At 65.5% G+C, this 24,818-nt stretch carries 24 protein-coding genes; 16 read left to right on the top strand and 8 right to left on the bottom strand.

Features of this window, described 5'->3' with window-relative positions; translation table 11 throughout:
* Positions 1-4: 4 nt before the first annotated feature.
* Both JN302_RS02265 and JN302_RS02270 read right to left on the bottom strand, forming a co-directional pair.
* A complete protein-coding gene (locus JN302_RS02265) occupies positions 5-1,492 on the bottom strand; it encodes an aldehyde dehydrogenase (RefSeq protein ID WP_202331486.1) in 1,488 nt (495 codons plus the stop codon).
* 39 nt (positions 1,493-1,531) lie between these two features.
* The gene (locus tag JN302_RS02270) at positions 1,532-2,980 is read right to left on the bottom strand and encodes an APC family permease (protein ID WP_202331488.1); all 1,449 of its coding nucleotides are present in this window, start codon (positions 2,978-2,980) and stop codon (positions 1,532-1,534) included.
* A 260-nt stretch (positions 2,981-3,240) separates the two neighbouring features.
* Here JN302_RS02270 and JN302_RS02275 point away from each other — a divergent pair, with 260 nt between their 5' ends.
* The 5 genes from JN302_RS02275 to JN302_RS02295 all read left to right on the top strand — a co-directional run bounded on the left by JN302_RS02275 (position 3,241) and on the right by JN302_RS02295 (position 8,143).
* Positions 3,241-4,011 carry an IclR family transcriptional regulator gene (locus JN302_RS02275; protein ID WP_202309908.1) on the top strand — a complete coding sequence of 257 codons (771 nt, stop codon included), beginning with the start codon at positions 3,241-3,243 and terminating at the stop codon, positions 4,009-4,011.
* The gene (locus JN302_RS02280; protein ID WP_202331490.1) at positions 4,008-5,282 is read left to right on the top strand and encodes a Tm-1-like ATP-binding domain-containing protein; all 1,275 of its coding nucleotides are present in this window, start codon (positions 4,008-4,010) and stop codon (positions 5,280-5,282) included. Before JN302_RS02275 ends, JN302_RS02280 begins: the two co-directional genes overlap by 4 nt.
* Positions 5,279-5,968 (top strand): HAD family hydrolase, encoded by a 690-nt coding sequence (locus JN302_RS02285; RefSeq protein WP_202331492.1) that lies wholly within the window; start codon positions 5,279-5,281, stop codon positions 5,966-5,968. The genes JN302_RS02280 and JN302_RS02285 overlap by 4 nt, the downstream gene beginning before the upstream one ends.
* Positions 5,961-7,310: an aspartate aminotransferase family protein gene (locus JN302_RS02290; protein ID WP_202334157.1), complete on the top strand. Its 1,350-nt coding sequence runs from the start codon at positions 5,961-5,963 to the stop codon at positions 7,308-7,310. The genes JN302_RS02285 and JN302_RS02290 overlap by 8 nt, the downstream gene beginning before the upstream one ends.
* 119 nt (positions 7,311-7,429) lie before the next feature.
* On the top strand, positions 7,430-8,143 hold the full coding sequence (locus tag JN302_RS02295) for a hypothetical protein (protein ID WP_202309911.1): 714 nt from the start codon (positions 7,430-7,432) through the stop codon (positions 8,141-8,143).
* Between the two features lie 27 nt (positions 8,144-8,170).
* On the opposite strand, the gene JN302_RS02300 is transcribed toward JN302_RS02295, so the two are convergent.
* Positions 8,171-9,199: a LysR substrate-binding domain-containing protein gene (locus JN302_RS02300; protein ID WP_202309912.1), complete on the bottom strand. Its 1,029-nt coding sequence runs from the start codon at positions 9,197-9,199 to the stop codon at positions 8,171-8,173.
* 220 nt (positions 9,200-9,419) lie between these two features.
* Here JN302_RS02300 and chvE point away from each other — a divergent pair, with 220 nt between their 5' ends.
* From chvE to JN302_RS02340, 8 genes are all read left to right on the top strand, one after another.
* Positions 9,420-10,487: a multiple monosaccharide ABC transporter substrate-binding protein gene (gene chvE / locus JN302_RS02305; RefSeq protein WP_202309913.1), complete on the top strand. Its 1,068-nt coding sequence runs from the start codon at positions 9,420-9,422 to the stop codon at positions 10,485-10,487.
* Positions 10,488-10,582: 95 nt separating this feature from the next.
* Positions 10,583-12,118, top strand: a complete 1,536-nt coding sequence (mmsA, locus tag JN302_RS02310; protein WP_202331494.1) for a multiple monosaccharide ABC transporter ATP-binding protein — start codon at positions 10,583-10,585, stop codon at positions 12,116-12,118.
* Positions 12,115-13,329: a multiple monosaccharide ABC transporter permease gene (gene mmsB / locus JN302_RS02315; protein ID WP_202331496.1), complete on the top strand. Its 1,215-nt coding sequence runs from the start codon at positions 12,115-12,117 to the stop codon at positions 13,327-13,329. The genes mmsA and mmsB overlap by 4 nt, the downstream gene beginning before the upstream one ends.
* Before the next feature lie 49 nt (positions 13,330-13,378).
* A complete protein-coding gene (araD1, locus tag JN302_RS02320; protein ID WP_202331498.1) occupies positions 13,379-14,365 on the top strand; it encodes an AraD1 family protein in 987 nt (328 codons plus the stop codon).
* 11 nt (positions 14,366-14,376) lie between these two features.
* The gene (locus JN302_RS02325) at positions 14,377-16,119 is read left to right on the top strand and encodes an IlvD/Edd family dehydratase (protein ID WP_202309917.1); all 1,743 of its coding nucleotides are present in this window, start codon (positions 14,377-14,379) and stop codon (positions 16,117-16,119) included.
* Between the two features lie 529 nt (positions 16,120-16,648).
* Positions 16,649-16,963, top strand: a complete 315-nt coding sequence (locus JN302_RS02330; protein ID WP_202309919.1) for an ArsR/SmtB family transcription factor — start codon at positions 16,649-16,651, stop codon at positions 16,961-16,963.
* A gap of 2 nt (positions 16,964-16,965) precedes the next feature.
* Positions 16,966-17,430, top strand: a complete 465-nt coding sequence (locus JN302_RS02335; RefSeq protein WP_202331500.1) for an SRPBCC family protein — start codon at positions 16,966-16,968, stop codon at positions 17,428-17,430.
* A gap of 36 nt (positions 17,431-17,466) precedes the next feature.
* Positions 17,467-17,883 carry a GFA family protein gene (locus JN302_RS02340; RefSeq protein ID WP_202334158.1) on the top strand — a complete coding sequence of 139 codons (417 nt, stop codon included), beginning with the start codon at positions 17,467-17,469 and terminating at the stop codon, positions 17,881-17,883.
* 70 nt (positions 17,884-17,953) lie between these two features.
* On the opposite strand, the gene JN302_RS02345 is transcribed toward JN302_RS02340, so the two are convergent.
* From JN302_RS02345 to JN302_RS02355, 3 genes are all read right to left on the bottom strand, one after another.
* Positions 17,954-18,553, bottom strand: coding sequence for a VIT1/CCC1 transporter family protein (locus JN302_RS02345; RefSeq protein WP_202331502.1), 600 nt, complete (start codon positions 18,551-18,553; stop codon positions 17,954-17,956).
* A 162-nt stretch (positions 18,554-18,715) separates the two neighbouring features.
* A complete protein-coding gene (locus tag JN302_RS02350) occupies positions 18,716-19,153 on the bottom strand; it encodes a hypothetical protein (protein WP_202309922.1) in 438 nt (145 codons plus the stop codon).
* Between the two features lie 99 nt (positions 19,154-19,252).
* Positions 19,253-19,456 (bottom strand): hypothetical protein, encoded by a 204-nt coding sequence (locus JN302_RS02355; RefSeq protein ID WP_202309923.1) that lies wholly within the window; start codon positions 19,454-19,456, stop codon positions 19,253-19,255.
* A 320-nt stretch (positions 19,457-19,776) separates the two neighbouring features.
* On the opposite strand from JN302_RS02355, the gene galE reads away from it, so the two are divergent.
* Both galE and JN302_RS02365 read left to right on the top strand, forming a co-directional pair.
* The gene (gene galE, locus JN302_RS02360; protein WP_202309924.1) at positions 19,777-20,787 is read left to right on the top strand and encodes a UDP-glucose 4-epimerase GalE; all 1,011 of its coding nucleotides are present in this window, start codon (positions 19,777-19,779) and stop codon (positions 20,785-20,787) included.
* 48 nt (positions 20,788-20,835) lie between these two features.
* Entirely contained in the window at positions 20,836-21,753 is a 918-nt protein-coding gene (locus JN302_RS02365) for a glycosyltransferase family 2 protein (protein ID WP_202331504.1), read from the top strand.
* Between the two features lie 85 nt (positions 21,754-21,838).
* Here JN302_RS02365 and JN302_RS02370 read toward each other — a convergent pair whose 3' ends face one another.
* Positions 21,839-22,981: an FAD-dependent monooxygenase gene (locus JN302_RS02370; protein ID WP_202331506.1), complete on the bottom strand. Its 1,143-nt coding sequence runs from the start codon at positions 22,979-22,981 to the stop codon at positions 21,839-21,841.
* A gap of 89 nt (positions 22,982-23,070) precedes the next feature.
* Between JN302_RS02370 and JN302_RS02375 the strand changes: the two genes are divergently transcribed.
* Positions 23,071-23,628, top strand: coding sequence for a TetR/AcrR family transcriptional regulator (locus JN302_RS02375; RefSeq protein ID WP_202309927.1), 558 nt, complete (start codon positions 23,071-23,073; stop codon positions 23,626-23,628).
* Between the two features lie 173 nt (positions 23,629-23,801).
* On the opposite strand, the gene JN302_RS02380 is transcribed toward JN302_RS02375, so the two are convergent.
* Complete coding sequence (locus JN302_RS02380; protein WP_202309928.1) at positions 23,802-24,728, bottom strand: LysR family transcriptional regulator; 927 nt, start codon at positions 24,726-24,728, stop codon at positions 23,802-23,804.
* Positions 24,729-24,818 lie beyond the last annotated feature (90 nt).

The following is a 24,818-nucleotide window of genomic DNA, read 5'->3' on the forward strand; positions in this document are numbered from 1 at the left end:
CCCGCTACAATGCTATCCAGGCGGTCTTCAGCTCCGTAAACTTCTCCAGGGCATGCAGCGACTTGTCACGACCGAAGCCGGACTGCTTGACCCCGCCCAGCGGCACGGTGATGTCGGCCCCGCCATAGGTGTTGACGTGGACCACGCCGGCCTTGATTGCCCGCACCATGCGATGCGCGGTTGAGAGGTTCGCGGTCCAGACGGCCGCCGCGAGCCCGTAGTCGGTCGAATTGGCGAGGCGGATGGCTTCTTCCTCGGTGTCGAAGCGCATGACGGCGAGAACCGGTCCGAACACTTCCTCACACGCCAGCCGCATGGTCGGCGCGACATCCTCGAAGATCGTCGGCGCCATGTAGCTGCCGCCGGTCTCGGCGAGAATGCGCGTGCCGCCGGTGAGCCGGCGTGCGCCCTCCGCTTCGGCGCCAGCGACATGGCCGAGACTCTTCTCCAGTTGCTCCTCGCTCGCCACGGCGCCGACATCGCTCCCCAGATCGAGCGGATCGCCGACCTTGAGCGCCTCGGTGGCGCGCAGCAGTTCCTCCATGAAACGATCATAGGCGCTGGCCTGCACGAGTAGCCGGGATCCGGCGACGCAAACCTGCCCCGAATTGCGGAAAATGGCATTCGCGGAAACCTTCGCCGCCTGCTTCAGATCGGGCGCATCGGCGAAGACGATGTTGGGCGACTTGCCGCCGAGCTCCAGATGGACCCGCTTCAGATTGGAGCGGGCTGCGTATTCGAGCAGCCGCCGGCCGACCGGTCCCGATCCGGTGAAGGCGATGGCGTCGACGTCCATATGCAGGCCGAGCGCTTCGCCCGCGGTCGCGCCGCGACCGGTGACGACGTTGAGCACGCCCGCCGGAACCCCCGCCTCGGCGGCGAGTTCGGCCAGGCGCAACAAGGTGAGCGAGGCGATCTCGGGCGGCTTGACCACGACCGAATTGCCGGCCGCCAGCGCCGGGGCGATCTTCCAGGCACCGATCATCATCGGGAAGTTCCAGGGCACGATGACCCCGACGACGCCCAGCGGCTCCTTGTGGACGAGGCCGAGCACCGCCTCGGCGGTCGGCGCGACCTCGCCGAACACCTTGTCGACCGCCTCGGCATAATAGCGGAATGTGCCGGCGGCGGAGAGCGGCTCGGCCCTGTAGGCCATGGCGATTTCGGTGCCGTTGTCGCGCACGCCGAGCACGGCGAGCTCGTCGGCATGGCCCTCGATCAGTTCGCCGAGCCTGAGCAGCACCTTCTTGCGCCGGGCGGGAGCCGCGCGCGACCACGAGCCCTTGTCGAAGGCGCTCCGGGCCGCCCGAACCGCACGGTCGATATCGGCCGCACCGCCATCGGGAATGGCCGCGAATTCGCGTCCGTCGATCGGCGAGACGACAGGCAGGACCGCGCCGCTCTCGGCATCGGCATGCCCCCCGTCGATGAACAATTTGCGCGGCCCGATCTCGGCGGCACGCAGGCGGGCGATGGCTTCCTGGCTGATCATTGGCGCGCTCCAAAACGAAGACGAAGGACGTCGGCGCTCTCAGCCCTTCATCGGCTGACCCAGCCTGGCGAAGGCGGCCGGATTCCTGCCGCGGAGCGAGCCGGCGAGCATGAAGCCGACGACGGCCGCGATCAGGACCAGGCTCGGCAGGAAGACGCCGAGGAAGCCGGAGGCGCCGGACAGATTGCCGAAGTTCACCACGATCAGGCAGATGACGATGGCAAAGGCGACGAAGGCCAGACCGGGCAGGAGCGTAGTCTTGAAAGCGCTTTCGTCCGTGTCCGGATTGGCGCGGAAGAACATCACCACTGCGAGCGAAGCAGCCGCCATCAGCGTGATGACGCCGAGCGTGCCGACATTGGTGAGCCAGGAGAACAGCGCCAGCACCGGATCGAGCCCGAGCACCGCGAAGAGGCCGACGACGAGCGCGGCGAGAACGGTCTGGACGACCGATCCCATATGCGGACTCTGATGCACGGCATGGGTGACGCCGAGCGTCTCCGGAAGCAGCTTCTCGCGGCCGGCGACGTAGATGTAGCGGGCGACCGCGTTGTGGAAGGCCAGCACGCCGGCGTACAGGCTGGAAACGAACAATATTCCCATGGCCTGCGACAACAGCGTTCCGGCGTAACGGTCGGACAGGCCGAACAGGAAGGTGGTCGGGTCCTGCAGCCCCTGCAGGGTGGGCAGCAGCTTGTCGACACCGGCGCCGACCGCCATCAGCCAGGCGGTGGCAGTGTAGAAGACGCCGATAAGCAGAACGGAGAGATAGGTTGCCCGGGGCACCGTGACCTTCGGGTCGCGCGCCTCTTCCGCATAGATGGTCGTCGCCTCGAAGCCGATGAAAGCGGCAAAGCAGAATAGGATGGCGATGGCAGGCGCGCCGCCGGTGATCTGGCTCCAGGAGAACGGCGCCATCCTCAGCCCTCCGTCGCCGCCGGTGCCAAGTATGGCGAGGTCGAGGATGATGACCACGGCGTATTCGGCGAGCACCAGCACCGTGAGGATCTTCGCCGACAGATCGACCTGCCGATAGCCCAGCACGGCCACCGCGGCGATCGCCGCGAAGGACCAGACCCACCAGGGCAGATCGATGCCCCAGCCGGCGAAAAGCCCTGACGTGGCGGCGCCGAGAAGCCCCATCACGCCGATCTGCATGGCATTGTAGGAGAGGATGGCGACGAGCGCGGCGCCGCCGCCCGCCAGGCCGCCCAGACCGCGCGCGGCATAGGAATAGAATGCTCCGGCATTGCCCACATAGCGAGCCATGGTTACGTAGCCGACCGCGAAGAGCAGAAGCAGCAGCGTGACGATCAGGTAGGTGCCGGCGAAACCGGCGCCGTTGCCCATCAGCATGCCGAGCGGCGTGCCCCCGGCGACGGCCGTGAGCGGCGCGGCGGCCGAGATCACCATGAAAGTGATCGCGCCGACGCCGAGGCTGTTGCTGCGCAAGCGGTTCGCCGGCGCATGTTCGGTGATGGCTGCCATGAAAGTCCCTCCTCCAGAGTCCGCATCGCGATTTCAGCAGGGCACGATGCGTCGATTCACAGAGCCGGAGTCCCGTGCACGCCGAATGGCCGCGCAGCGCTCCAGCCGTTCCAACCCCAGGGCCCTCTCGGGTCCCGCATCTCATGTGAATTACTGGTTCTTTATTTGAACCGCTATTTTGAATATAGACTTGCAAACGACTCCGGTTCCTGTCAAGTTAATTCACGCGTTAACTGAATAGCTCAGCGTGGGAGGCGTTATTGGGCACGGTCGGCAAAGCGATCACGCTGCTGGAATTGTTCACGACGGAGACGCCCGAACTCGGGCTCTCCGACCTCGCCCGGCGCGCCGGCTTCGACAAGGCGACGACACGCCGTTTGCTGGTCTCGCTCGCCGCACACGGCTTCGTCGAGCAGGACATCGAATCCCGCCTCTACCGGCTCGGGGCCGGTCTCTCGCGGCTGGCGCGAATCCGCGAGGCACGCTTTCCGCTGCTGCAGACCGCAACGCCCTTCATCCGCGAGCTTGCGGCAGCGACCGCGGAAACCGTGCACCTTTCCGAGCCCGGGCTGGACGGGCTGGTGACGGTGCATGTCGAGCACCCGGCGCGGGCGAACCGCGTCTTCGTCGACATCGGCCAACCGCTGCCGCTGCATTCGACCGCCTCCGGCATCGCTTTTCTGGCGGCGGCGCGCCCCGACGTCGTGAAGGCCCGGCTGACCAGGCCGCTGACGGCCTTCACCCCACACACGCTGACCGATCCCGCAGCGGTCGCCCGAGCGATCGATGCCGCCAGGGAACGCGGCTATTCGATCGGCGACCAGGGTTTCGAGGAGGGCGTGATCAGCGTCGCGGCCGCCATCCTCGGCACCGACGGCTTCGCCATCGGCACCATCGCGATCGCCGCCCCGCTGGCGCGCACGCCGGCCGACGCCGTGAAGGAGCGGGGTCTGGCCGCGGCCGAGGCGGCCCGCGCGATCTCGGCGCGCCTCAACGGCGAGAACCTGAACACATTGAGGCGTCAGGCATGACGGCCGGCGCAACCACAAGGCCGCGGATCCTGGTCATCGGCACGGGAGACACGAAGGCCGCCGAACTGCTGTTCATGCGCGCCACGATCGAGGCATCCGGCGGCGAAGCCGTGCTGGTGGACGTCAGCGTGCTCGGCAACCCGCCTTTCCGGCCGGACCACGACAAGCACGCGGTCGCGGCGGCAGCGGACACGACGATCGAAGCCGTGGCGACGAGCGGCGACGAGAACTCCGCCATGGCGTTGATGGCGCTTGGAGCCTCGCGCCTCGCCAGGGCGCTCCACGACCGCGGCGACATCGACGGCTTCATCGCGCTCGGCGGTTCGATGGGCACCGATCTCGCGCTCGACGTCGCGCTGGCCCTGCCGCTCGGCGTGCCGAAGCTGGTCGTATCGACCATCGCCTATTCACATCTGGTGCCACCCGAACGCATCGCCCCCGACCTGATGATGATCCTGTGGGCCGGCGGGCTTCACGGCCTGAGCGGCATCTGCAAATCCGTGCTGTCGCAGGCCTGCGGCGCGGCGGTCGGTGCCGCGAGGGCAGTGCAGAAGCCGTCAGGGCCGCGACCGGCCATCGGCATGACCTCGCTCGGTTCGAGCTGCCTCAGCTATATGGGTCGGCTGCGGCCGGCGCTGGAACGACGTGGCTATGACGTCGCCGTCTTTCATACGACCGGCATGGGCGGCCGGGCCTTCGAGCAGGTCGCGGCGCAGGGCGGCTTCGCGGCCGTGTTCGACCTCAGCCTGCAGGAGGTCACCAACCATATCAACGGTGTCGTCACCACATCGGGAGCCGACCGGCTCGAGAATGCCGGACGGCGCGGCATCCCACAGATCGTCGCCCCGGGTGCGACCGACATGATCGACTTCGCCGCGTGGCAGGACGCGCCGGCCGCCTTCGCAGATCGTCCTTACCACGCGCATAACCGGCTCATCGCCTCGGCGACGACTGGTGTGGAGGGTCGACGCGCGACGGCCCGCGCCATTGCCCGCAAGCTTGGCGCGGCCAAGGGGCCGGTCGCCTTCATCCTGCCGGCCGACGGCATTCAGCAGTGGGACCAGCAAGGCGAGCCGCTGCACGAGCCCGAAGCGCTGGCGGCCTTCGTCGACGAGATGCGGGCGTGCGTGCCGGCCGGTGTCGAGCTTCACGAGATCGCCGCCCATATCAACAGCGACGCCTTCGCGGCGAAGGCGTTGGAGATCTTCGACCGCTGGGTGATTGAGGGCATCGTCGAGCCGGGCGTCGCCACGGAAGGCGCCGGGGCATGACGCCTCCTCCTGCGCAGGTCCTGGTGCTCGACTTCGGCGGCGTGGTGACCCGCACGCTCTTCGAGACGCATGCGCTGACGGAACAGGCGCTGGGCCTGGCGCGAGGCACGCTCGCCTGGCGCGGGCCGTTCGACCCGTCGGGCGACCCGCTGTGGCAAGCCATGCAGGCCGGCGCGATCAGCGAGCGCGACTACTGGCTCCAGCGAACCCGCGAGGCGGGCCGCCTGGTCGGCGAGGATTGGGATGCGATGGAGACCTTCGTTCGCCGGGCGCGCGGCGCCGATCCCGAAGCGGTGGTAAGGCCCGAGGCCGACATGGCGATCCGGCTGGCGCATCACAACGGCGTGCGGCTGGCGATCCTCTCCAACGAGCTGGATCTCTTCTACGGCGCGGACTTCCGTGGCCGGCTGCCGCTGCTCGATCTTTTCGAAGCCATCGTCGACGCCACCTACACCGGCATATTGAAGCCCGATCCGCGCTCCTATGGGGCCGTGACCGCCGCGCTCGGCGTGCCGGCCGGCGCCTGCGTCTTCGTCGACGACCAGAAGCGCAATATCGAGGGGGCCGTCCGGTCCGGCATGCGCACGGTGCATTTCGACGTACGCCAACCCGCCGACGGCTATCGGCAAGCGCTCGCGCTGCTCGGCATCGAACCCCCAGCGGAGGGACGCCATGATGTTGCATGACAACAATTTCCTCAAGGAGAACAACGCGCGCCACATGTGGCATCCGATGGCGCATCCGGCGGAGATGCGCGCCAATCCGCCGAAGGTCATCACCGCGGCCGAGGGCGTGACGCTGACCGATGTCGACGGCCACAAGTCGCTCGACGCTGTCGGCGGATTGTGGAACGTCAATCTCGGCTATTCCTGCGATCCGATCAAACAGGCGATTTCCCGCCAGCTCGACCAACTCGCCTATTATTCGGCCTTCCGCGGCACCGCGACCGGGCCGGCGGTCGAACTGTCCTATGCGCTCGCCGAGTGGTTCCGGCCGGACGGGCTGGTGCGCTCCTTCTTCACCTCGGGCGGCTCCGACAGCGTCGAGACGGCGCTCCGGCTGGCCCGCCAGTACCACAAGATCCGCGGCGAGCGGGACCGCACGAAATTCCTCAGCCTGAAGAAGGGCTATCACGGCACGCATTTCGGCGGCGCCTCGGTGAACGGCAACAGCAATTTCCGGCGCAACTACGAGCCGCTTCTGCCCGGCTGCTTCCAGACAACGGCGCCCTATCTCTACCGCAACCCCTTCGGCGAAACCGATCCGGCGCGGCTCGCCCAGCTCTGCGCAGCCGCACTCGAGGATGAAATCGCCTTCCAGGGCGCCGACACGATCGCAGCCTTCATCATGGAACCGGTGCTCGGCGCCGGCGGCGTCATCCCGCCGCATGAGAGCTTCATGCCGCTGGTGCGCGAAATCTGCGACCGCCACGGCATATTGCTGATCGCCGACGAGGTGATCACCGCTTTCGGACGCACCGGCGCCTGGACGGGCTCGCGGCTCTGGGGCGTCAAGCCCGATCTGATGTGCACCGCCAAGGCGATCACCAACGGCTATTTTCCCTTCGGCGCCGTGATGATCGGCGAGAAGGTCACGGAAGCCTTCGAGACCAACAATGACTCCTTCGGCGCCATCGGCCATGGCTACACCTATTCGGCCCATCCGGTCGGCGCGGCGGCCGCGCTCGCCTGCCTGCCCGAGATGGAGAAGGCGGGGCTTGCCGCGAATGCCGCGGCGCGTGGCGCGGAGCTGATCGCGGGCTGCGCGGCGCTGATGGAGCGGCACGAGAGCGTCGGCGACGTGCGCGGCAAGGGGCTGATGGTCGCCATCGAACTCGTCGGTGACCGCAAGACCAAGAAGCCGATCGACAAGAAGCTGATCGGCAAGGTCTTCGAGACGACTTATCGGCAGGGCGTGATGGTCCGGGTTTCCGGCAACACCATCATCCTGTCGCCGCCGCTGATCGTCACGGCCGCCGACGTCGGGACGATCGTCTCGGCGATCGACGCAGGGCTCTCGGCCATCTGAGATCCGTGCGACCGTCAAGATGACAGCGCCGCACGGGACCTTTCCGTGTTCCGGCGGATTCATCATGGCTTAACGAAAAGCGTGGTAGGGTCCGGCGAGTCATTGGAGGGTGGGGTCCGATGGGTTTGCCGTCGCCGGAACAGCTTGCGGAACTCAGCGGCAAGATCGAGGAGCAGGGCCGACTGTGTCACGGCGTCTGGGGCAAGTTCTCCAGCGTGATGAAGTCGCTGATGCTGAAGCTCGGGCCGATGGCCGCCCAGACCGGCGTGACGAAGGCGGTTTCGGCGGTCGGCGTGACGAGCGGGCTGCAGATCGCGAGCGTCGGCGGGGTGGGGCTGACCCTGGCGCCGATCGGCGCCGCACTCTCACCCTGGATCGGTGCGGCGATGGTGGCGACCCAGGCGGGAAAGATCTTCGATCTCTACGATCTGCGCGACGATGCGCTGAAAAGCGCCAAGAGTCCTGTCCTTTACGGCTGCCATTGCGGCAAATGCGCCAAGAACATCCAATACATCATCGACAAGAAGGAACGGAACGTCGCGCTTGTGGCCGTCGGCGTCGGCACGCTCGGAGTCTCGGCCATCCTCAAGGGGTTCCATTCGCTCGGGAAGAAGGTCTATTCCGCAGCCAAGGGTGAAACCCGCCCCAAGGAGCAGGTCAGCCGCGACCTCGTGGATTCGGCGCGCGGCGGCTGCACGGCAGCCATGGGCGTCGTCTTCCTGCTTTCGGGCTCCTGGAGCCTGACCGGTCCCCGCGACGCCGAGACCATGGCCACGGCCGTGGCGATCATGACCTCGTCGGACGGCTGGGAGAAGCTGAAGAGCAACTGGTAGCGTTGTCCGCGGCAACTGGCGCGCGCCCTATCCGGGCATGTTCGCGCGCCTGACGATGAAATCGTGCAATATCTGGGCGGCCGGCGAGAGCGCCCGGTTGCGAAGCATGATCAGGCTGTAGGGCTGCACCTCGATATCGACGTCGACGGGCAGGATCTCGATCGCGCCGGCCAGGCCCTGCTCGGCGCGGATGAAGTCGGCCACTTCCGTGGCCACGGGCGCGATCGCGTCGGATTGCGCGACCATGACGAGCGTGAGCAGCAGCGAACTCGTATTGAGGACTTGATCGGGCAACGGCACATTGGCGGCGATGAGCAGCGCCTCGATCGTGCGCCGCAGCAGCGAGCCGCCCGGCTGGAAGACCCAGTCATAGGCAGTCAGCCGTTCGAGGGGTACCGGCGCACCCCCGCCGAGCAACGGGTGGCCGCGACGCACGATCAGGCAGGCTTTCTCGATGCCGATCACCCGGCTCTCGAACAGCCGCGGATTGAGGTCGTCGGGGATGCGCCCGATGATGAAATCGTGCCGCGACGCAAGCAGTTCCCGCGCCAGGACATTGCTGGTCTCGACCTGAATGTTGATCTCGATGCGCGGGTAGAGACTGCGCACGTCACGGATCGCCGGAACCGCCAGATCGATCGCCGGAGCAGTGACGGCGCCGACGAACACCGCACCGCCCCTGCCGCTCTTGAGATCGGCGATCTCGCGGTCGGCCTCGCGCATCTCGAGCAGGATTGCCCGGGCCCGCCGCGCCAACGCCTTGCCATAGGAGGTCAACGCGACGCCGCGCGGCAGGCGATCGCAGAGCTTGACGTCGAGGATCGCCTCCATCTCGGCGATCATGCGTGAAGCCGCCGGCTGCGAGATGTTGAGCACATGCGCCGCCGCACTGACCCTTCCGTGGTCGTCGAGCGCCACGATCATGCGCATGTGGCTGAACTTCAATCCGCTGCGCAGCAGGCTTTCGCCGTCTTCCTGGGAGCTGGACGCGGGGCTCGGTTGTCTTTTCGGAATGGAGGCCTCCCCATGCGCCCGCCCGGCGGCGGCGAGACGCATGACATATCAGATCCGGTATGCGAAGCATCATAGATTGCATTTGACAGTTATATCAATCGCATCCAACGTCTCACCGTCATGGACCTCGGCGGTCATCGGCGGGATTGGTCGCGTGCCGGGGCCGTCCATGACACGGGAGGACTATTCGGACGGGCCGGGAATTTTGTCGGAAGCGTTTCGCGCCAGGGCCGCCGCGCACGATCAACCAGGGAGAGAGACATTGAAATCACTCACATCATTCATCGCCGCGCTGGCGGTCGGCTTCGCGGCGATCGCCCTGCCGGCGAGCGCGCAGGACAAGGGCACCGTCGGCATCGCCATGCCGACCAAATCCTCGCTGCGCTGGATCAGCGACGGCAACGAACTGGTCAAGGCACTGGAGGCGAAGGGTTACGCTGCCGACTTGCAATATGCCGAGGACGACATCCCCAACCAGCTCGCCCAGATCGAGAACATGGTGACCAAGGACGTCAAGGTGCTGGTCATCGCCTCGATCGACGGCACAACGCTCTCGGCCGTGCTGCAGCAGGCCGCCGACAAGGGCGTCAAGGTCGTGGCCTATGACCGCCTGATCCGCGACAGCCCGAATGTCGATTTCTACACCACCTTCGACAATTTCAAGGTCGGCGTGCTGCAGGCGGACTCGCTGCTGAAGGGCCTCGGCTACCCGGAGAAGCAGGGGCCGTTCAACATCGAGCTGTTCGGCGGTTCGCCCGACGACAACAACGCCTTCTTCTTCTACGACGGCGCCATGTCGGTGCTGCAGCCGCTCATCGACAAGGGCGTGCTGGTCGTGAAGTCGGGCCAGATGGGCATGGAGAAGGTCGGCACGCTGCGCTGGGACGGCGCGGTCGCACAGGCCCGCATGGACAACATCCTGTCGGCAAACTACTCCGACGGCAGCCGCGTCGACGGCGTGCTCGCCCCTTATGACGGTCTCTCCCGCGGCATCATCTCCTCGCTGCGCGGCGTCGGCTACGGCACCGCCGACCAGCCCTGGCCGATCGTGACCGGCCAGGACGCGGAGGTTCCGTCGGTCAAGGCGATCATCGCCGGCGAGCAGTATTCGACCGTGTTCAAGGACACCCGCGAACTGGCCAAGGTGACCGCAAATCTCGTCGACGCCGTGCTCTCGGGCAAGGAGCCTGAGATCAACGACACCAAGACCTACGAAAACGGGGTCAAGGTGGTTCCTTCCTACCTGCTCGTTCCCGTCTCGGTCGACAAGGCGAACTACGAGCCGATCGTCGTCGGCTCCGGCTACATCAAGGCCGACGAGCTGAAGTGACATCTGTCTGGGCCGGAGGGTGCCTGCCCTTCGGCCCGCTTCCCTGGAAATCGGCGGCCTCGATGCCGCCTGTCCGAATTGGACAAGTACTGCGAATGAGCCAGACCATCCTGGAAATGCGGGGCATCACCAAGACCTTCCCCGGCGTGAAGGCGCTCCAGGACGTGAACCTCACCGTGCGCGCCGCCGAGATCCACGCCATTGTCGGCGAGAACGGCGCCGGCAAGTCGACGCTGATGAAGGTGCTGAGCGGGGTCTATCCCTCCGGCTCCTATGCCGGCGAGATCACGTTCATGGGCGAGCAATGCCGGTTCCACGGCATCCACGACAGCGAGCGGCGCGGCATCGTCATCATCCATCAGGAACTGGCGCTGGTGCCGCTGCTTTCGATCGCCGAGAACATCTTCCTCGGCAACGAACAAGCGCGCTTCGGCATCGTCGACTGGCACGCTGTGCGCGCCAGGGCCGCGGCGCTGCTGCGCAAGGTCGGGCTCGGCGAAGACCCCGATACGCTGGTCACCAATATCGGCGTCGGCAAGCAGCAGCTCGTCGAGATCGCCAAGGCGCTGTCGAAGGAGGTGAAGCTGCTCATCCTCGACGAGCCGACGGCGAGCCTGAGCGAGAAGGACAGCGAGGCGCTGCTCAAGCTGCTGATCGAGTTCAAGGGCCATGGCATCGCCTCGATCCTGATCTCCCACAAGCTCAACGAGGTGGGCAAGGTCGCCGACCGGATCACCATCCTGCGCGACGGACGCACGATCGAGACGCTGGACGGGGGGCAGATCGACGAGGATCGCATCATCACCTCCATGGTCGGCCGGCCGCTGGAGGACCGCTACCCCAGACGTGTGCCGAAGATCGGCGAGACCATCTTCGAGGTAAGGAACTGGGTCGTGCATCACCCGCTCCATCCGGAGCGGCGGGTGATCAAGGGCGTGGACATCAGCGTCGGCAAGGGCGAGGTGGTCGGCATCGCCGGGCTGATGGGTGCCGGGCGCACCGAATTCGCCATGAGCATCTTCGGCAGGAGCTACGGCACCGATATCAGCGGGGACGTCCTGCTGCACGGCCGGAAGGTCGACGTTTCCAGCGTCGGCAAGGCCGTCGCACACGGCATCGCCTATGCCACCGAGGACCGCAAGACCTATGGCCTCAACCTCATCGACCACATCAAGCACAACGTCACGATCGCCAATCTGAAGGGCGTCTCGAATGCCGGCGTGATCGACGACATACGCGAGCTGAACGCCGCCAACGACTACCGCCGGAAGACCAATATCCGTTCCTCCAGCGTCTATCAGGTGACCGGCAATCTGTCGGGCGGCAACCAGCAGAAGGTCGTGCTGTCGAAGTGGCTGTTCGCCAATCCCGAGGTGCTGATCCTCGACGAGCCGACGCGGGGCATCGATGTCGGCGCGAAATACGAGATCTACGGGATCATCAACCGGCTGGCCGAGGAAGGCAAAGGCATCCTGGTGATCTCGTCGGAGATGCCGGAACTGCTCGGCATCTGCGACCGCATCTATGTCATGAACGAGGGCCGCATCGTGGGCGAAATGGCCGCCGGCGACGCCTCGCAGGAGAAGATCATGCGCGCCATCGTCCGCGCTGAGGGAAGAGCAGCATCATGAGCACCGAAACGGCAGGAACCACGGTCAATCCGGCCAGGGCGACGGCCCAGGCCGCACTCAAGGACAACCTCCGCGACTACGGCCTGGTGCTGGCCCTCATCGCCATCATGGTGTTCTTCCAGTTCACCACCAACGGCACGCTGTTCAAGCCGGTGAACCTCACCAACCTGGTGCTGCAGAACTCCTACATCATCATCATGGCGCTCGGCATGCTGCTGGTGATCGTAGCCGGTCATATCGATCTCTCGGTCGGTTCCGTTGCGGGCTTCATCGGCGCGGTGGCCGCGGTGCTGATGGTGGAATACGGCGTCAATCCGATCCTGGCGGGGCTGATCTGCCTGATCGTCGGCGGCATCATCGGCGCCTCGCAAGGCTACTGGATCGCCTATATGAAGATCCCGTCCTTCATCGTCACGCTGGCCGGCATGCTCGTCTTCAAGGGCCTGTCGCTCGCTTTGCTCGGCGGCAGGTCGGTCGGCCCCTTCCCGCGCGAATTCCAGCTGCTCAGCGCCGGCTTCATCCCCGACGTCATCGGACCGGTCACGATCGGCGCCACCACCTTGCATTCGACCACGCTCGTCATCGGCATCGCGATCGTCGCGGCTATGCTCTATTTCAGCCTGAAGAGCCGCCGCAACCGGGAGAGACACGGCTACGAAGCCGAACCCTTCGCGCTTTTCGTGATCAAGAACGTGTTCATCTCCGCGATCGTCCTGTTCCTGGTCTACATGATGGCTTCCTACAAGGGCCTGCCAAACGTGCTGATCGTGATGGGCGTGCTGATCTCGCTCTTCGTCTTCATCACCAAGCGGATGACCTTCGGCCGCCGCATCTATGCGATGGGCGGCAACGTCAAGGCGGCCGCCCTTTCCGGCATCAAGACCGAGCGGCTGACCTTCTCCATCTTCGTCATCATGGGTATGTTGGCGGCGCTGGCCGGCCTCATCTTCGCGGCCCGGCTCAACACGGCCACACCCAAGGCCGGCCTCGGCTTCGAGCTCGATGTGATCGCGGCCGTCTTCATCGGCGGCGCGTCGGCCATGGGCGGCGTCGGGCAGGTCGCCGGGGCCGTGATCGGCGCCTTCATCATGGGCGTCATGAACAACGGCATGTCGATCATGGGCGTCAACATCGACTGGCAACAGGTGATCAAGGGGCTGGTGCTGCTCGGTGCCGTGGTCTTCGACGTCTACAACAAGAACAAGGCCTGAGGAGCCCGGGCGGCCGGCCGACGCAGGCTGCCAAATGCCAGGAGACACCATGCTAGTTTCACAGATTCTGGACGCCGGCGGCACGCTCCGCGTGGTCGTGCGGCGCGACGGCGTAGCGAGGATCGTCCGCGATGCGGCCAGCGTCCATGCGCTGGCGCTCGAGGCGGGACGCAGCGGCGGGAAGCTCGCCGCGCTGGTCGAGCGCAAGGGGCTCGGCGACAAGGTCGATCTCGAAGCGGCCTATGCCGAGGGTCGGCTCGTTTCACCGATCAGCCATGCCGACCCTGCGCATCTCCATCTCACCGGCACCGGCCTCACCCATCTCGGCTCGGCCGCGACGCGCGACGCCATGCACAAGAAGCTCGCCGGCGAGGAACAGCTCACCGATTCCATGAAGATGTTCCGCATGGGGCTCGAAGGCGGCAAGCCGCCAACAGGCGAGACCGGCGTCCAGCCGGAATGGTTCTACAAGGGCAACGGCGTCACCGCGGTGGCGCCCGGCGCGCCGCTGGTCTCGCCCGATTTCGCCAGGGACGGCGGCGAGGAACCCGAGATCGCCGGCATCTATGTCATCGGCGACGACGGCACGCCCCTCCGCGTCGGTTTCGCGCTCGCCAACGAGTTCTCCGACCACGTGACCGAGCGGATGAACTATCTCTATCTGGCGCATTCGAAGCTGCGCAACGCCTCCTTCGGGCCGGAGATCCTGGTCGGCGACCTGCCGGCCGACATACGCGGCACGTCGCGCATCCTGCGCCGAGGCAAGACGCTGTGGGAGAAGCCGTTCCTCTCCGGTGAGGCGAACATGTCGCATACGATCGCCAACCTCGAGCACCACCACTTCAAATATCCGCTTTTCCGCCAGCCCGGCGACGTCCACGTCCATATGTTCGGCACGGCCACGCTGTCCTTCGCCGACGGCATCAGGGCGGAACCGGGCGACGTGTTCGAGATCTCCGCGCCGAATTTCGGCCTTCCGTTGCGGAACGTGCTTGATGTCGCGCCGGCAGCCGCGGCGCCGGTCACGGCACTTTGAGGAGCGATGCGATGACGTCCTGGAAGAAGGCGCCCTGGCCGCGCAAGCTGCGCTCGCAGGATTGGTTCGGCGGAACCGGCAAGAACGCGATCATGCATCGCTCCTGGATGAAGAACCAGGGCCTGCCGGCCGATACGTTCGACGGGCGGCCGATCATCGGCATCTGCAACACCTGGTCGGAGCTGACGCCCTGCAATGCACATCTGCGTGATATCGCCGAGCGGGTGAAACGCGGCGTCTACGAGGCCGGCGGCTTCCCCGTCGAGTTCCCGGTGTTCTCCTGCGGCGAGAGCACGCTTCGCCCGACGGCGATGATGTTCCGCAACCTCGCGGCCATGGATGCCGAGGAGGCGATCCGCGCCAACCCTATCGACGGCGTGGTGCTGCTGACAGGTTGCGACAAGACGACGCCATCGCTGATGATGGGGGCAGCGAGCGTCGACATCCCGGCGATCGTGGTCTCGGGCGGGCCGATGCTCAACGGCAAATGGCGCGGCCGGGATGTCGGATCGGGCACGGCGATCTGGCAGTTCTCCGAAATGGTCAAGGCCGGCGAGATGACGCTGGAGGAGTTCATGGATGCCGAGCAGGGCATGGCCCGCTCGGCCGGCAGCTGCATGACCATGGGCACCGCCTCGACCATGGCCTCCATGGCCGAGGCGCTCGGCATGACGCTGCCGGGCAATGCGGCGATCCCGGCGGTGGATGCGCGCCGCCGCGTGCTTGCCCAGCTGTCCGGCCGGCGGATCGTCGACATGGTCAAGGACGACCTGAAGCCGTCAGACGTGCTGACCCGCGAGGCCTTCGAGAATGCTATCCGCGTCAACGGCGCCATCGGCGGATCGACCAATGCGGTGCTTCACCTACTGGCGCTCGCCGGGCGCGTCGGCGTGAAGCTCGAGCTCGACGACTGGGACCGGCTCGGCCGCGACGTGCCGACCATCGTCAACCTGCAGCCTTCAGGTAGATATCTGATGGAGGAATTCTATTATGCCGGCGGACTGCCGGCGGTGATGCGCGCGGTGGGCGAGCTCGGCCTGCTCAACCGCGATGCGCTTGCCGTGTCGGGCGAGACGATCTGGGACGGCGTGAAGAACGCACCCAACCACGATGCGGCGGTGATCCTGCCGCCGGAAAAGGCACTGACGCGCTCCGGCGGTATCGCCGTGCTGACCGGCAATCTGGCGCCCGCCGGCGCCGTGCTGAAACCATCAGCGGCATCGGAGCACCTGCTCAGGCATCGCGGCCGCGCGGTCGTGTTCGACAGCATCGAGGACTATCATACCCGCATCAAGGACGAAGCGCTCGACGTCGACGAGTCGTCGATCCTGGTGCTCAAATACTGCGGGCCCAAGGGTTATCCGGGGATGGCCGAGGTCGGCAATATGGGGCTGCCGCCCAAGCTGCTGAAGCGGGGCGTGCGCGACATGATCCGCATCTCCGACGCCAGAATGTCAGGCACGGCTTACGGAACCGTGATCCTGCATGCCGCGCCCGAGGCCGCGGCGGGCGGCCCGCTGGCGATCGTGCGCGACGGCGACATCATCGAGGTCGACGTGCCCAACCGGCGGCTGCATCTCGACCTGCCGATGGCCGAGATCGACGCTCGGCTTGCCGCCTGGACGCCGCCCCAGATGCCTTCGACAGGCTATGCCGGGCTGTATGTCGAGCGCGTCACGCAGGCCGACAAGGGCGCGGACTTCGACTTCCTCGTCGGGTCCCGCGGCTCTGAAGTGAAACGCGACTCGCACTGATGCCAACGGCATCTGAAGCATGTCCCCCAAAGGTGCGCGCGCATTCTTGCAGGTTGGATAAAGCGGTCGCGGCCGCTTGTCTTCTCCTCCACGGTCCGTCAGAGTTACCCTCCCGACCGACGCCAAGCTGATGAACCGCGCCCGCGAGCGGCCGGTCAAGCCGACCAGGGAGCACGGAGTCGTGCCGCGCCAGCCCTATGCCGGTCCGGCAGATCGCGCTGATCAACCTGCGGCGCCATGCCCACGCCAGGCAGTTCGAGCCAGCTTGAGCGCCTGCGCACATGCTGGGCGCCGTGATCCGCGGCATCACCCGCAAGCGTGCCGGGCGACCGAAGCTGGTCCAGGCCCTCGCCCCGCCTCTGCCGCTCGCCCGCCGCGTCCGGTAGGCCCGTCACAACGTCTTCAGAATTCCAGCACCCTCACTCCACAGGCATGATGCCGACTTGGCTGCCGTTTACATGCAGGTAAATACCTGCGCTTGACATGCAGGTGATTACCTGCATATTGTCATGGCATGTGAGTGAGACCGATGGACGCTGACAAGGTTTTCAAGGCGCTGGCTGACCCGACACGCAGAAAGCTGCTTGACCTTCTTTACGAGAGCAACGGGCAGCCTCTCGGCCAGCTTTGCGAGAACCTGCAAATGGCCCGGCAATCCGCCACGCAGCATCTCGGGATATTGGAGGAGGCCAATCTGGTGAGCACCGTCAGGCGGGGCCGGGAGAAGCTGCACTTCATCAATCCCGTGCCGCTCCACGAGGTCTACGAGCGGTGGGTGCGGAAGTTCGAGCGTGAGCGGCTCAGCCTGCTGCACGATCTGAAGAAGGAACTCGAAGGAGAGTGATCATGACCAAAGAGACGACCAGCTTTCTTTATGTGACCTATATCCTCTCGACGCCGGAAAAGGTGTTCGAGGCCATAACGAAACCGGACCTCGCAAGACGCTACTGGGGGCATGAGAACGTCTCCGACTGGAGACCCGGATCGAAATGGGAACATATTCGTGCCGATGACAAACGGACGGTCGAGCTCGTCGGCAAGGTCGTCGAGGTCTCGCCGCCGACCCGCCTGGTCATCACCTGGGCGAACGCTTCGCAGGCGTCCGACCCGGCAAGCTACAGCCGGGTGACATTCGAGATCGAAGAATACGAGAACATGGTCCGGCTGACCGTCGCCCATGACGAGCTCGAAGCCGGCAGCGGGATGGCGAACGGCATCAAGAAAGGTTGGCCGGTGGTTCTCTCCAGCCTGAAATCCTTCCTGGAGACCGGCCGTGGGCTCGACGTCTTCGCCAAGCCAAAGGCGGCCTGATCAGTGCGGCGTCAGAACACCCAAGGGAGCATGATCATGGCCAAGTCCTATTCAGGCGGATGCGCGTGTGGCGCGATCCGCTATGAAACGAGCAGCGAACCCATCTTCGAGAACCACTGCCAATGCAGGGATTGCCAGAAACGAAGCGGTACCGGGCACGGGTCCTATCTGACCTTCCCGCAGCAAGCCGACGTGAGAATTGCCGGCAAAGCGTCACTGTGGAGGGTGGCCGGGGATAGCGGGAATGACAAGATCCATGCCTTCTGCCCGACATGCGGAACACCGGTCTACCTGACATTCGCTGCAATGCCGGAACTGATAGCGGTCCACGCGGCCAGCCTCGACGACCCAGGCCAATTCAACCCGCAAGCGCTCACCTACAGCATCCGCGGCCATGCATGGGACCCGATCGATCCCTCGTTGCAGAAATTCGAACGCATGGCGCCCAGCTGAATTCGGCTACAGCGCGTCGCGTGAGAAAGGATATACGCGACGCGCTGTAGGGCGATATCAGGCATTCCTGTCAGCCGCCCAGCGCAATGGTCAGGGTGACCAGCAAGCCGCCGAGCAGCACCATGGAACCACCGGTCAGCCAGCGCCGATAACCGGCGAGGTGGCCGAATGCGTAGCCGCAGGCGAACATCATGGCCATCGCGATCGCATTCGACAGGCGCAGCGCCACCGTCGCCTCGTCGAGTAGCATGAACGGCACCACCACGGGGATGGTGGATGCGAACACAAGCAGGAACACCCCGGCGGCGCCCAGCCAATCCTCCCCGACGAGCCGAGCCCGGTTTGCGGGCAGTCTTGTCCGGGTGAGTTCGTCGCGGATTCGTTCGACGTCGGCAGGCGTGAGGACCCGGCCGATGACCGGCGGCACGGCCTGGAGGATGACGTCCTGCGCCTCTTCCATCGTTGTCGCTCGTTGCACGGCCGCCAGGGTGCGCAAGCCGGCCGCACGCTCGGACAGGCATCCCATGAGATACATGATGGCATCGATAAGCCCCCAGGCCAGATTGCAGCCCAGCGCGCCGATCAGCATCGTCCGTACTTCGGATCGCCCCGCCTCCGCCGCGCTCAGCGATCCGGTGAAGGTCAGGACCATGATCAGACCGAACAGCACTTCCGATATCCGGTCGATCGGCTCCAGAACACGTTTGCGGGTGGTCGTCGCTGCAATCATGGGTCGGAGTTCCGGCGACAGAAACCAGCGACGCCGTCGATCCCGCTGCCCATGTCAGGTCGTTCCCGAGACAGGCACCCGCTTTCTGAACCGACGCATCGGCTAGCTGAACCGGGCGACCGCGTCCATCTTGTCGCCACGCTGGCAGATGTTGAAGGCCGTGATCCTGCGGCCGCTGTCCGATGCGATGGCCCAGGAGAGCCGCTTCACCAGTTCCGCCGCCCGCTCCAGGCGCATTCCGAAAAGCGGCTTGTCCATGCCGCCCGGGACGATGTCCATGAAGCGTATCGCGGCGCGTCCCCTATGGTCGAGCGCCCGCAACGCAAGGCGCAGGCCTTCGATCAAGTCGCTCTCGGAAAGCTCGCCGACGGCGAAGTCGCTGACGACGATCGTGTCACCGCCTTCGCGTTCGACCCGGACCCAGAAGCGACGGTCCGCATCGGCGGTCACCTTGGCGGCATATTCGTCTTCGATGAGCCGAAGCCTTGCTGGGGGGTGATTCGGGATTGCACCCGGAAAACGCAGGATTCGGGCGGACATCGAGGCGGCGCGTTGGTTGCTGATTTGCTAACCATACAATGCCCGACTCCCGTGTCTCAAGAGGGTTCATCGCATATTGCGGCTCAGCCTTAAGGAGGGTCAGTCGTCCGCGAGCGCCCGGCGGGCCCGATCCTTTCGATTGAAGCAGTCCAGCAACGAAGGATCGTCGAGCGAGCGCAGCGCCCGTACGGTTTCGATGACGCAGTCGATATCGATATCGCGCAGGGCAACCAGCTCGCCGGCCCGTTCGGCTCTGCCCTCGTCCGAGACCTTGCGTTCGCGGAACCGTGTGATCGTGCCCATGCGACATTCCCGAAAAACCACTCCGTAATCTCGCCCGGCAGTGGTTAATCCAGCCTTACGGATCGCCACATGCCGGACGCGCTGCGGATCGTCCGGTCAATTTCGGTTGCCGACTTGCATCACGAATTGAACAGGTTGCCCGCTCCCGAAAAGCCGCCCGGCGGTGGCGTGGCCCGGGCAGGTGTCTCCTATGGGAAAACCCGCGGCGGAAGAGTCCAAGCAGGCGAAGCCACCCAAGCCTGCCTGGCGGCGCATTGAAAGACACCGGCGCCTGATATAGCCAGTTCATGACATTCACATCGGAAGCGGATCGGATCAGCATGTCAATTCTCGTCACCGGCGGGGCCGGCTACATCGGTTCCCATACGGCCGTCGAGCTCATCGGCGCCGGCCACGACATCGTCGTCGTCGACAATTTCGACAACAGCCATCCAGAGGCACTCAACCGCATCGCGGCGATCACCGGCCGCAAGCCGGCGAGCGAGGCGGGCGACATTCGCGACCGGGCGTTCCTGGAACGCGTCCTCAAGCAGCACGGCTGCACGGCCGTCGTCCATTTCGCGGGCCTCAAGGCGGTCGGCGAATCCGGCCAGAAGCCGCTGACCTATTACGACTGTAACGTGAACGGCACGCTGCGGCTGCTCGAGGCGATGAACGCGACCGGCGTCAAGCGGCTGGTCTTCTCCTCCTCGGCCACCGTCTATGGCGATCCGCAGCGGCTGCCGCTCCAGGAGGACCACCCGCTCTCGGCGACCAACCCCTATGGCCGGACGAAACTGGTGGTCGAGGAGATGCTGCGCGACCTTCATGCCTCGGATCCGAGCTGGAGCATCGCGATCCTGCGCTATTTCAACCCCGTCGGCGCCCATGAGAGCGGCCTGATCGGCGAGGACCCGAAGGGCATCCCGAACAATCTGATGCCGCTCATCGCGCAGGTCGCTTCCGGCCGGCGCGAGAAACTCAGCGTCTGGGGCAACGACTATCCGACGCCTGATGGGACCGGCGTGCGCGACTACATCCATGTCGTCGACCTCGCCAGGGGCCACCTGAAGGCGCTCGACCGGCTGGGCGAGCAGGGCTGCTTCGCCGTCAATCTCGGCACCGGCCAGGGCTACAGCGTGCTCGAAGTGATCAAGGCCTTCGAGCACGCCTCGAACCGCAAGGTCGATTATGTTGTGGCCGGGCGCCGGCCGGGCGACGTCGCCGCCTGCTATGCCGATCCCTCGCACGCCAACGCCCTGCTGGGCTGGTCGGCGGAGAAGAACCTGCGCGAGATGTGCCAGGACATGTGGCACTGGCAAGCGAAGAATCCGAACGGGTATGCCGAATGAGCGGCTCCGGCGACGCCCCCTTGCCGCAGTGAGAATGAACGCACGGCCATGACAAAGGTCTCCGTCGTCATTCCGGTCTTCAATCGCCAGGAGAAGACGGCGCGAGCCGTGGCGTCGGTGCTGGCGCAGGATGTCGCCGAACTCGAGGTCGTCGTCGTCGACGACGGCTCGGAAACACCCTTCACACTGGCGGAGGCGGACGATCGGGTGCGTATCATCCGGCACCCCGAGAACCGCGGTGCCGCCGCGGCCCGCAACACGGCGATCCGCGAGGCCGCCGGTGAGTGGCTCGCCTTTCTCGACTCCGACGATGTCTGGCTGCCGGGCAAGCTCGCGCGCCAGCTCGACTTCGCCGAGGCGGATGCGGCCGGCAACGGGGCCAGGCCGCCTGCCTGCTATGCAACCGGCTTCGTGCTCGGCAATCCCGCCACCGGCAAGCGGCGGAGATTGATCCCGATTGAAAGCGGATCGGCGAGCGATTTCGCGGCGGCCTGCTGGTTCTGTCCCGGCTCGACCATGCTGATGCATCGCGACACAGCGCGTGCCATCGGCCCGATCGACACGACGCTGCCGCGCCTGGAAGACCTCGACTGGTTCCTGCGCTTCGGCCTGATCGGCGGCCGGCTGAAGGTCGCCCCCTTCATCGGCGCCGACATCGAGGTCGGCCACAAGCCCGATCCGGCGAAACTGGAGATCGCGGCCGCCGCCCTGCGCCGCAAATGGCTGGCCCCGGGCCGGGGAGAGCGGCTGCCGGCCGGTGCGGGGCGCAAGCTCGCGGCCTATCTGCAGCTCGAGCAGGCCTCCGCCCGGCTCGCCGCCGGCCATTATGCCGGCTTCGCCTGGCATCTGGTGCGGTCCATCCTTCTCGCGCCCCGCGCCCGGCTTCATCTGCGCCCGTGGTGGAGAGAAAGCCGACCGGGGCTAAGCCTGGACCCATCGATCCGACGCGACAGGTTCAGGCGGTGACGTTGCAGGCAACAAACGGTTCCCTCGATATAAACGCGACTTGTCAGCGCTCGACCATGCCAGTCTCCCTTGAAGATATCGTTGCTCAGCTGAATCCGGCCAGTTTCCGCGCGGCGTAGCTTCTCACCACAGGCAGGAAGCCGAGAGCACCGATCGCCCGGTTGCGGAGCCAGCGTGACGCCGGATCGGACAGCGTCGCGACGCGAGTGAGCCGGTCCGTCGTCGCGAGCACCTCGGCCGCGGCAGACCGGCGTGCGGCGGCATAACCGTCCAGTGCGGCATCCGAACCATTGCGAATGGCTTCGGCCAATGCCTGGCTCAGTGCGGCTGCATCGCGCAGGCCGAGATTCATACCCTGTCCGCCCGCCGGACTGTGAACGTGCGCAGCGTCACCGACGAGGAGGACGGAGCCGTCCCGGAAACGGTCGGCAAGCTTGTGGTGAACCTGAAAGCGGGAACCCCACAGGATTTCACGCACCCCCGCTCCCGACCGCGGACCGCGGGTATCGATCACCTTCTGGACGTCCGAGACCGTTGGAACCGACGGCGCGTCCGGCAGTTGCGCGACGACGCGGTGGCGATCACCCGACATGGGTGCAACGACCAACGTTCCGGCCTCGGAGAAGAACAGCGTGACCTCGTCCTTGGCAATTGGCCAGTCCATTCTGACGTCAGCGAGCAGGAACGATCCGTATGTCTCGCCCGGGAAGCCTATCCCGGCCTGGGTACGAACGGTGCTCTTCTCGCCGTCGGCACCGACGATATAGCGCGCCTCGATCACCAATTCACCGTGCGGGCCCACGCATCCGGCCCGGATCCGCCCGCCGGTGATCTCGATGCCTTGAAGGCGAACCGGACGCTCTACAACGTGCCCCAGCGCGGCGAGACGATCGATGAGGATCCGCTCGCTTTCGTCTTGCGGAATCATGAGCGCATAAGGCGTGGGCGAGGGGAGACCGGTGAAGTCGACATGCAGCAAGACGGAGTCGCGGTCGCGCATTCTGAAATTGGGAACCTTGATCCCCTGCGCGATGAGGCGGCCTTCGACCTGCAGTCCGCGCAGGCTTTCCAGGGTCGCCGCATGGATAACCGCCGCGCGCGAGGTGTTCTGCGCCTCAGGCAGTGCATCGACGATACGGAAATCGATGCCTCTCTGCGCCAGGCCTATGGCGGTGGCGAGCCCTGCCGGGCCCGCACCGACCACGAGGACGTCGGTGATGACAGCCATTGCGAACACTCCTTCAAGCATGTAAACAGATGTTTACTTAAGCCAGGCCCAGCCGCAAGTCAACAGTTGTTTACATCGGAGCGACGACAATGATCAGAGATGCGCAGGCGACGCGGAAACGGCTGGTCGGCGCGGCGCGCAAGGCGTTTTCGGAGCACGGCTACGAGGGGACGACGGTTCGCGAGATAGCAGCCGACGCGAAGGTGAATCCTGCCCTCATCAACCGCTATTTCGGAGGCAAGGAACAGCTTTTCGCGGAGGCGGTATCGATCGATCTGGCGTTTCCGGACCTTTCCAGGACCAAGCGGGACGAGTTCGGCAGAACTCTGATCGCCCATTTCTTCCGCCGCTGGGAGGGCGGCCATGACGATGACCTTCTACGTGTCCTGATCCGGACCGCCGCAACCAATCAGGAAGCGGCGTCGCGGGTGAGGGCGATCCTTGCCGAGCAGGTGAGCGCCATGGTCGAGCGGGTCGCCGGGCCGGCTCGCGCACGAGAGCGCGCATGTCTGATCGCGACCCAGATCCTGGGGCTGGCCTATGCGCGCTACGTACTCGGCATCTCGGACGCAGACGTACCGCATTCGACCATGGTGGACATGGTCGGCGGGACCATTCAGCGTTATCTCGTCGACCCGCTGCCGTAAGCAGAGGCTGCCGCGTCCGTCGGCTTGGGCGGCTCGGCGAGGGCGGACCGCTTTCAATTCAGATTGTCCGTTGCCGGTCGTGAGGTTCGGGCCGATGTTGCGACATCGGGTAGTCCAGGTCTGCCGATTGTGAAGGCGCAGCGTCGGGCCCCAAGCGATAAGCACGACCTCGCCTAGTCGACAATTCGTGCCTCCCACCGGCCATCGGTGACGGCAGCGCGAACAAGCTCCACCATCAGCTTTCCCACCATTTCGAGGGCGTAGGTAGCCGGGCGGTCGGCCATCTCGCAGATGTAGAGGGTGCGCGAAAGCTCCGGCTCGACGATTGGCCGATAGTGCAGCAGCCCGCTTTCGATATGCTCGTACATGAACAGCTTCGTGCCGATCGCGCAGCCCAGCCCGGCGGCCAGGGAGGCGCCTATCGCGTGCACGGAGTTCATCTGCAGCTTGGCGCGCCCCTCGAGCTTCTTGAGCAGGTTCGTGTCGTCCATAAGCGCACGTGCGGAAATTCCCTGGCGGAGCAGGATCATCGGCAGGTCGAGAATGTCGGCGAAACGAACCGGAGCATCGCTGTCGCCGATGATCTCCCGGGTGCCGACCAGCACCATCTGTTCTTCCAGCACCGCCTGCGTCTTCAGCCGAGGGTCGGCCGGCGGATTGTAGACGAGCGCGAGGTCGACTTCCGAAGCCATCAGGTGCAGCAGCGTCGATCCCGAAAGGCTCTCCGACAGAGACAGGCGCACCTTGGGATAGTCGTCGACGATACGGCGGCACAGGTCGACGCCGATCGCCTTCACGGCCGAGTAGGCCATACCCACCGACACGTCGCCCGACAGTTCGTCCCCGGCTTCGCGGATGTCCTTCTGTGCCGCGGACATCGCCTTGAGGATGGCCTTGGCATGCCCGTAGAGCCGCTCGCCGGCTGCGGTGGGACGAAGCCCCCGCGATTTGCGCACGAAGAGATCGGTGCCGAACTCTGATTCCAGATTGGCGAGATGATGGCTCAGCGCCGATACCGCGACGCGGCAGGTCTCCGCCGCGTTCGATAAGGTACCCTGCTCGTAGATGGCCGCGAAATAGCGCAGCTGCCGCGAATCCATGTCACGCGACCTTTCTGGATTTTCGAATGTTCGCTTAGAAACTTTATAATTTTCCGACCTCTCGGGCAACGCTAGGCTAGGGGCCATCGT

The sequence above is a fragment of the Mesorhizobium sp. L-8-3 genome, assembly GCF_016756615.1.
Classification (GTDB): domain Bacteria; phylum Pseudomonadota; class Alphaproteobacteria; order Rhizobiales; family Rhizobiaceae.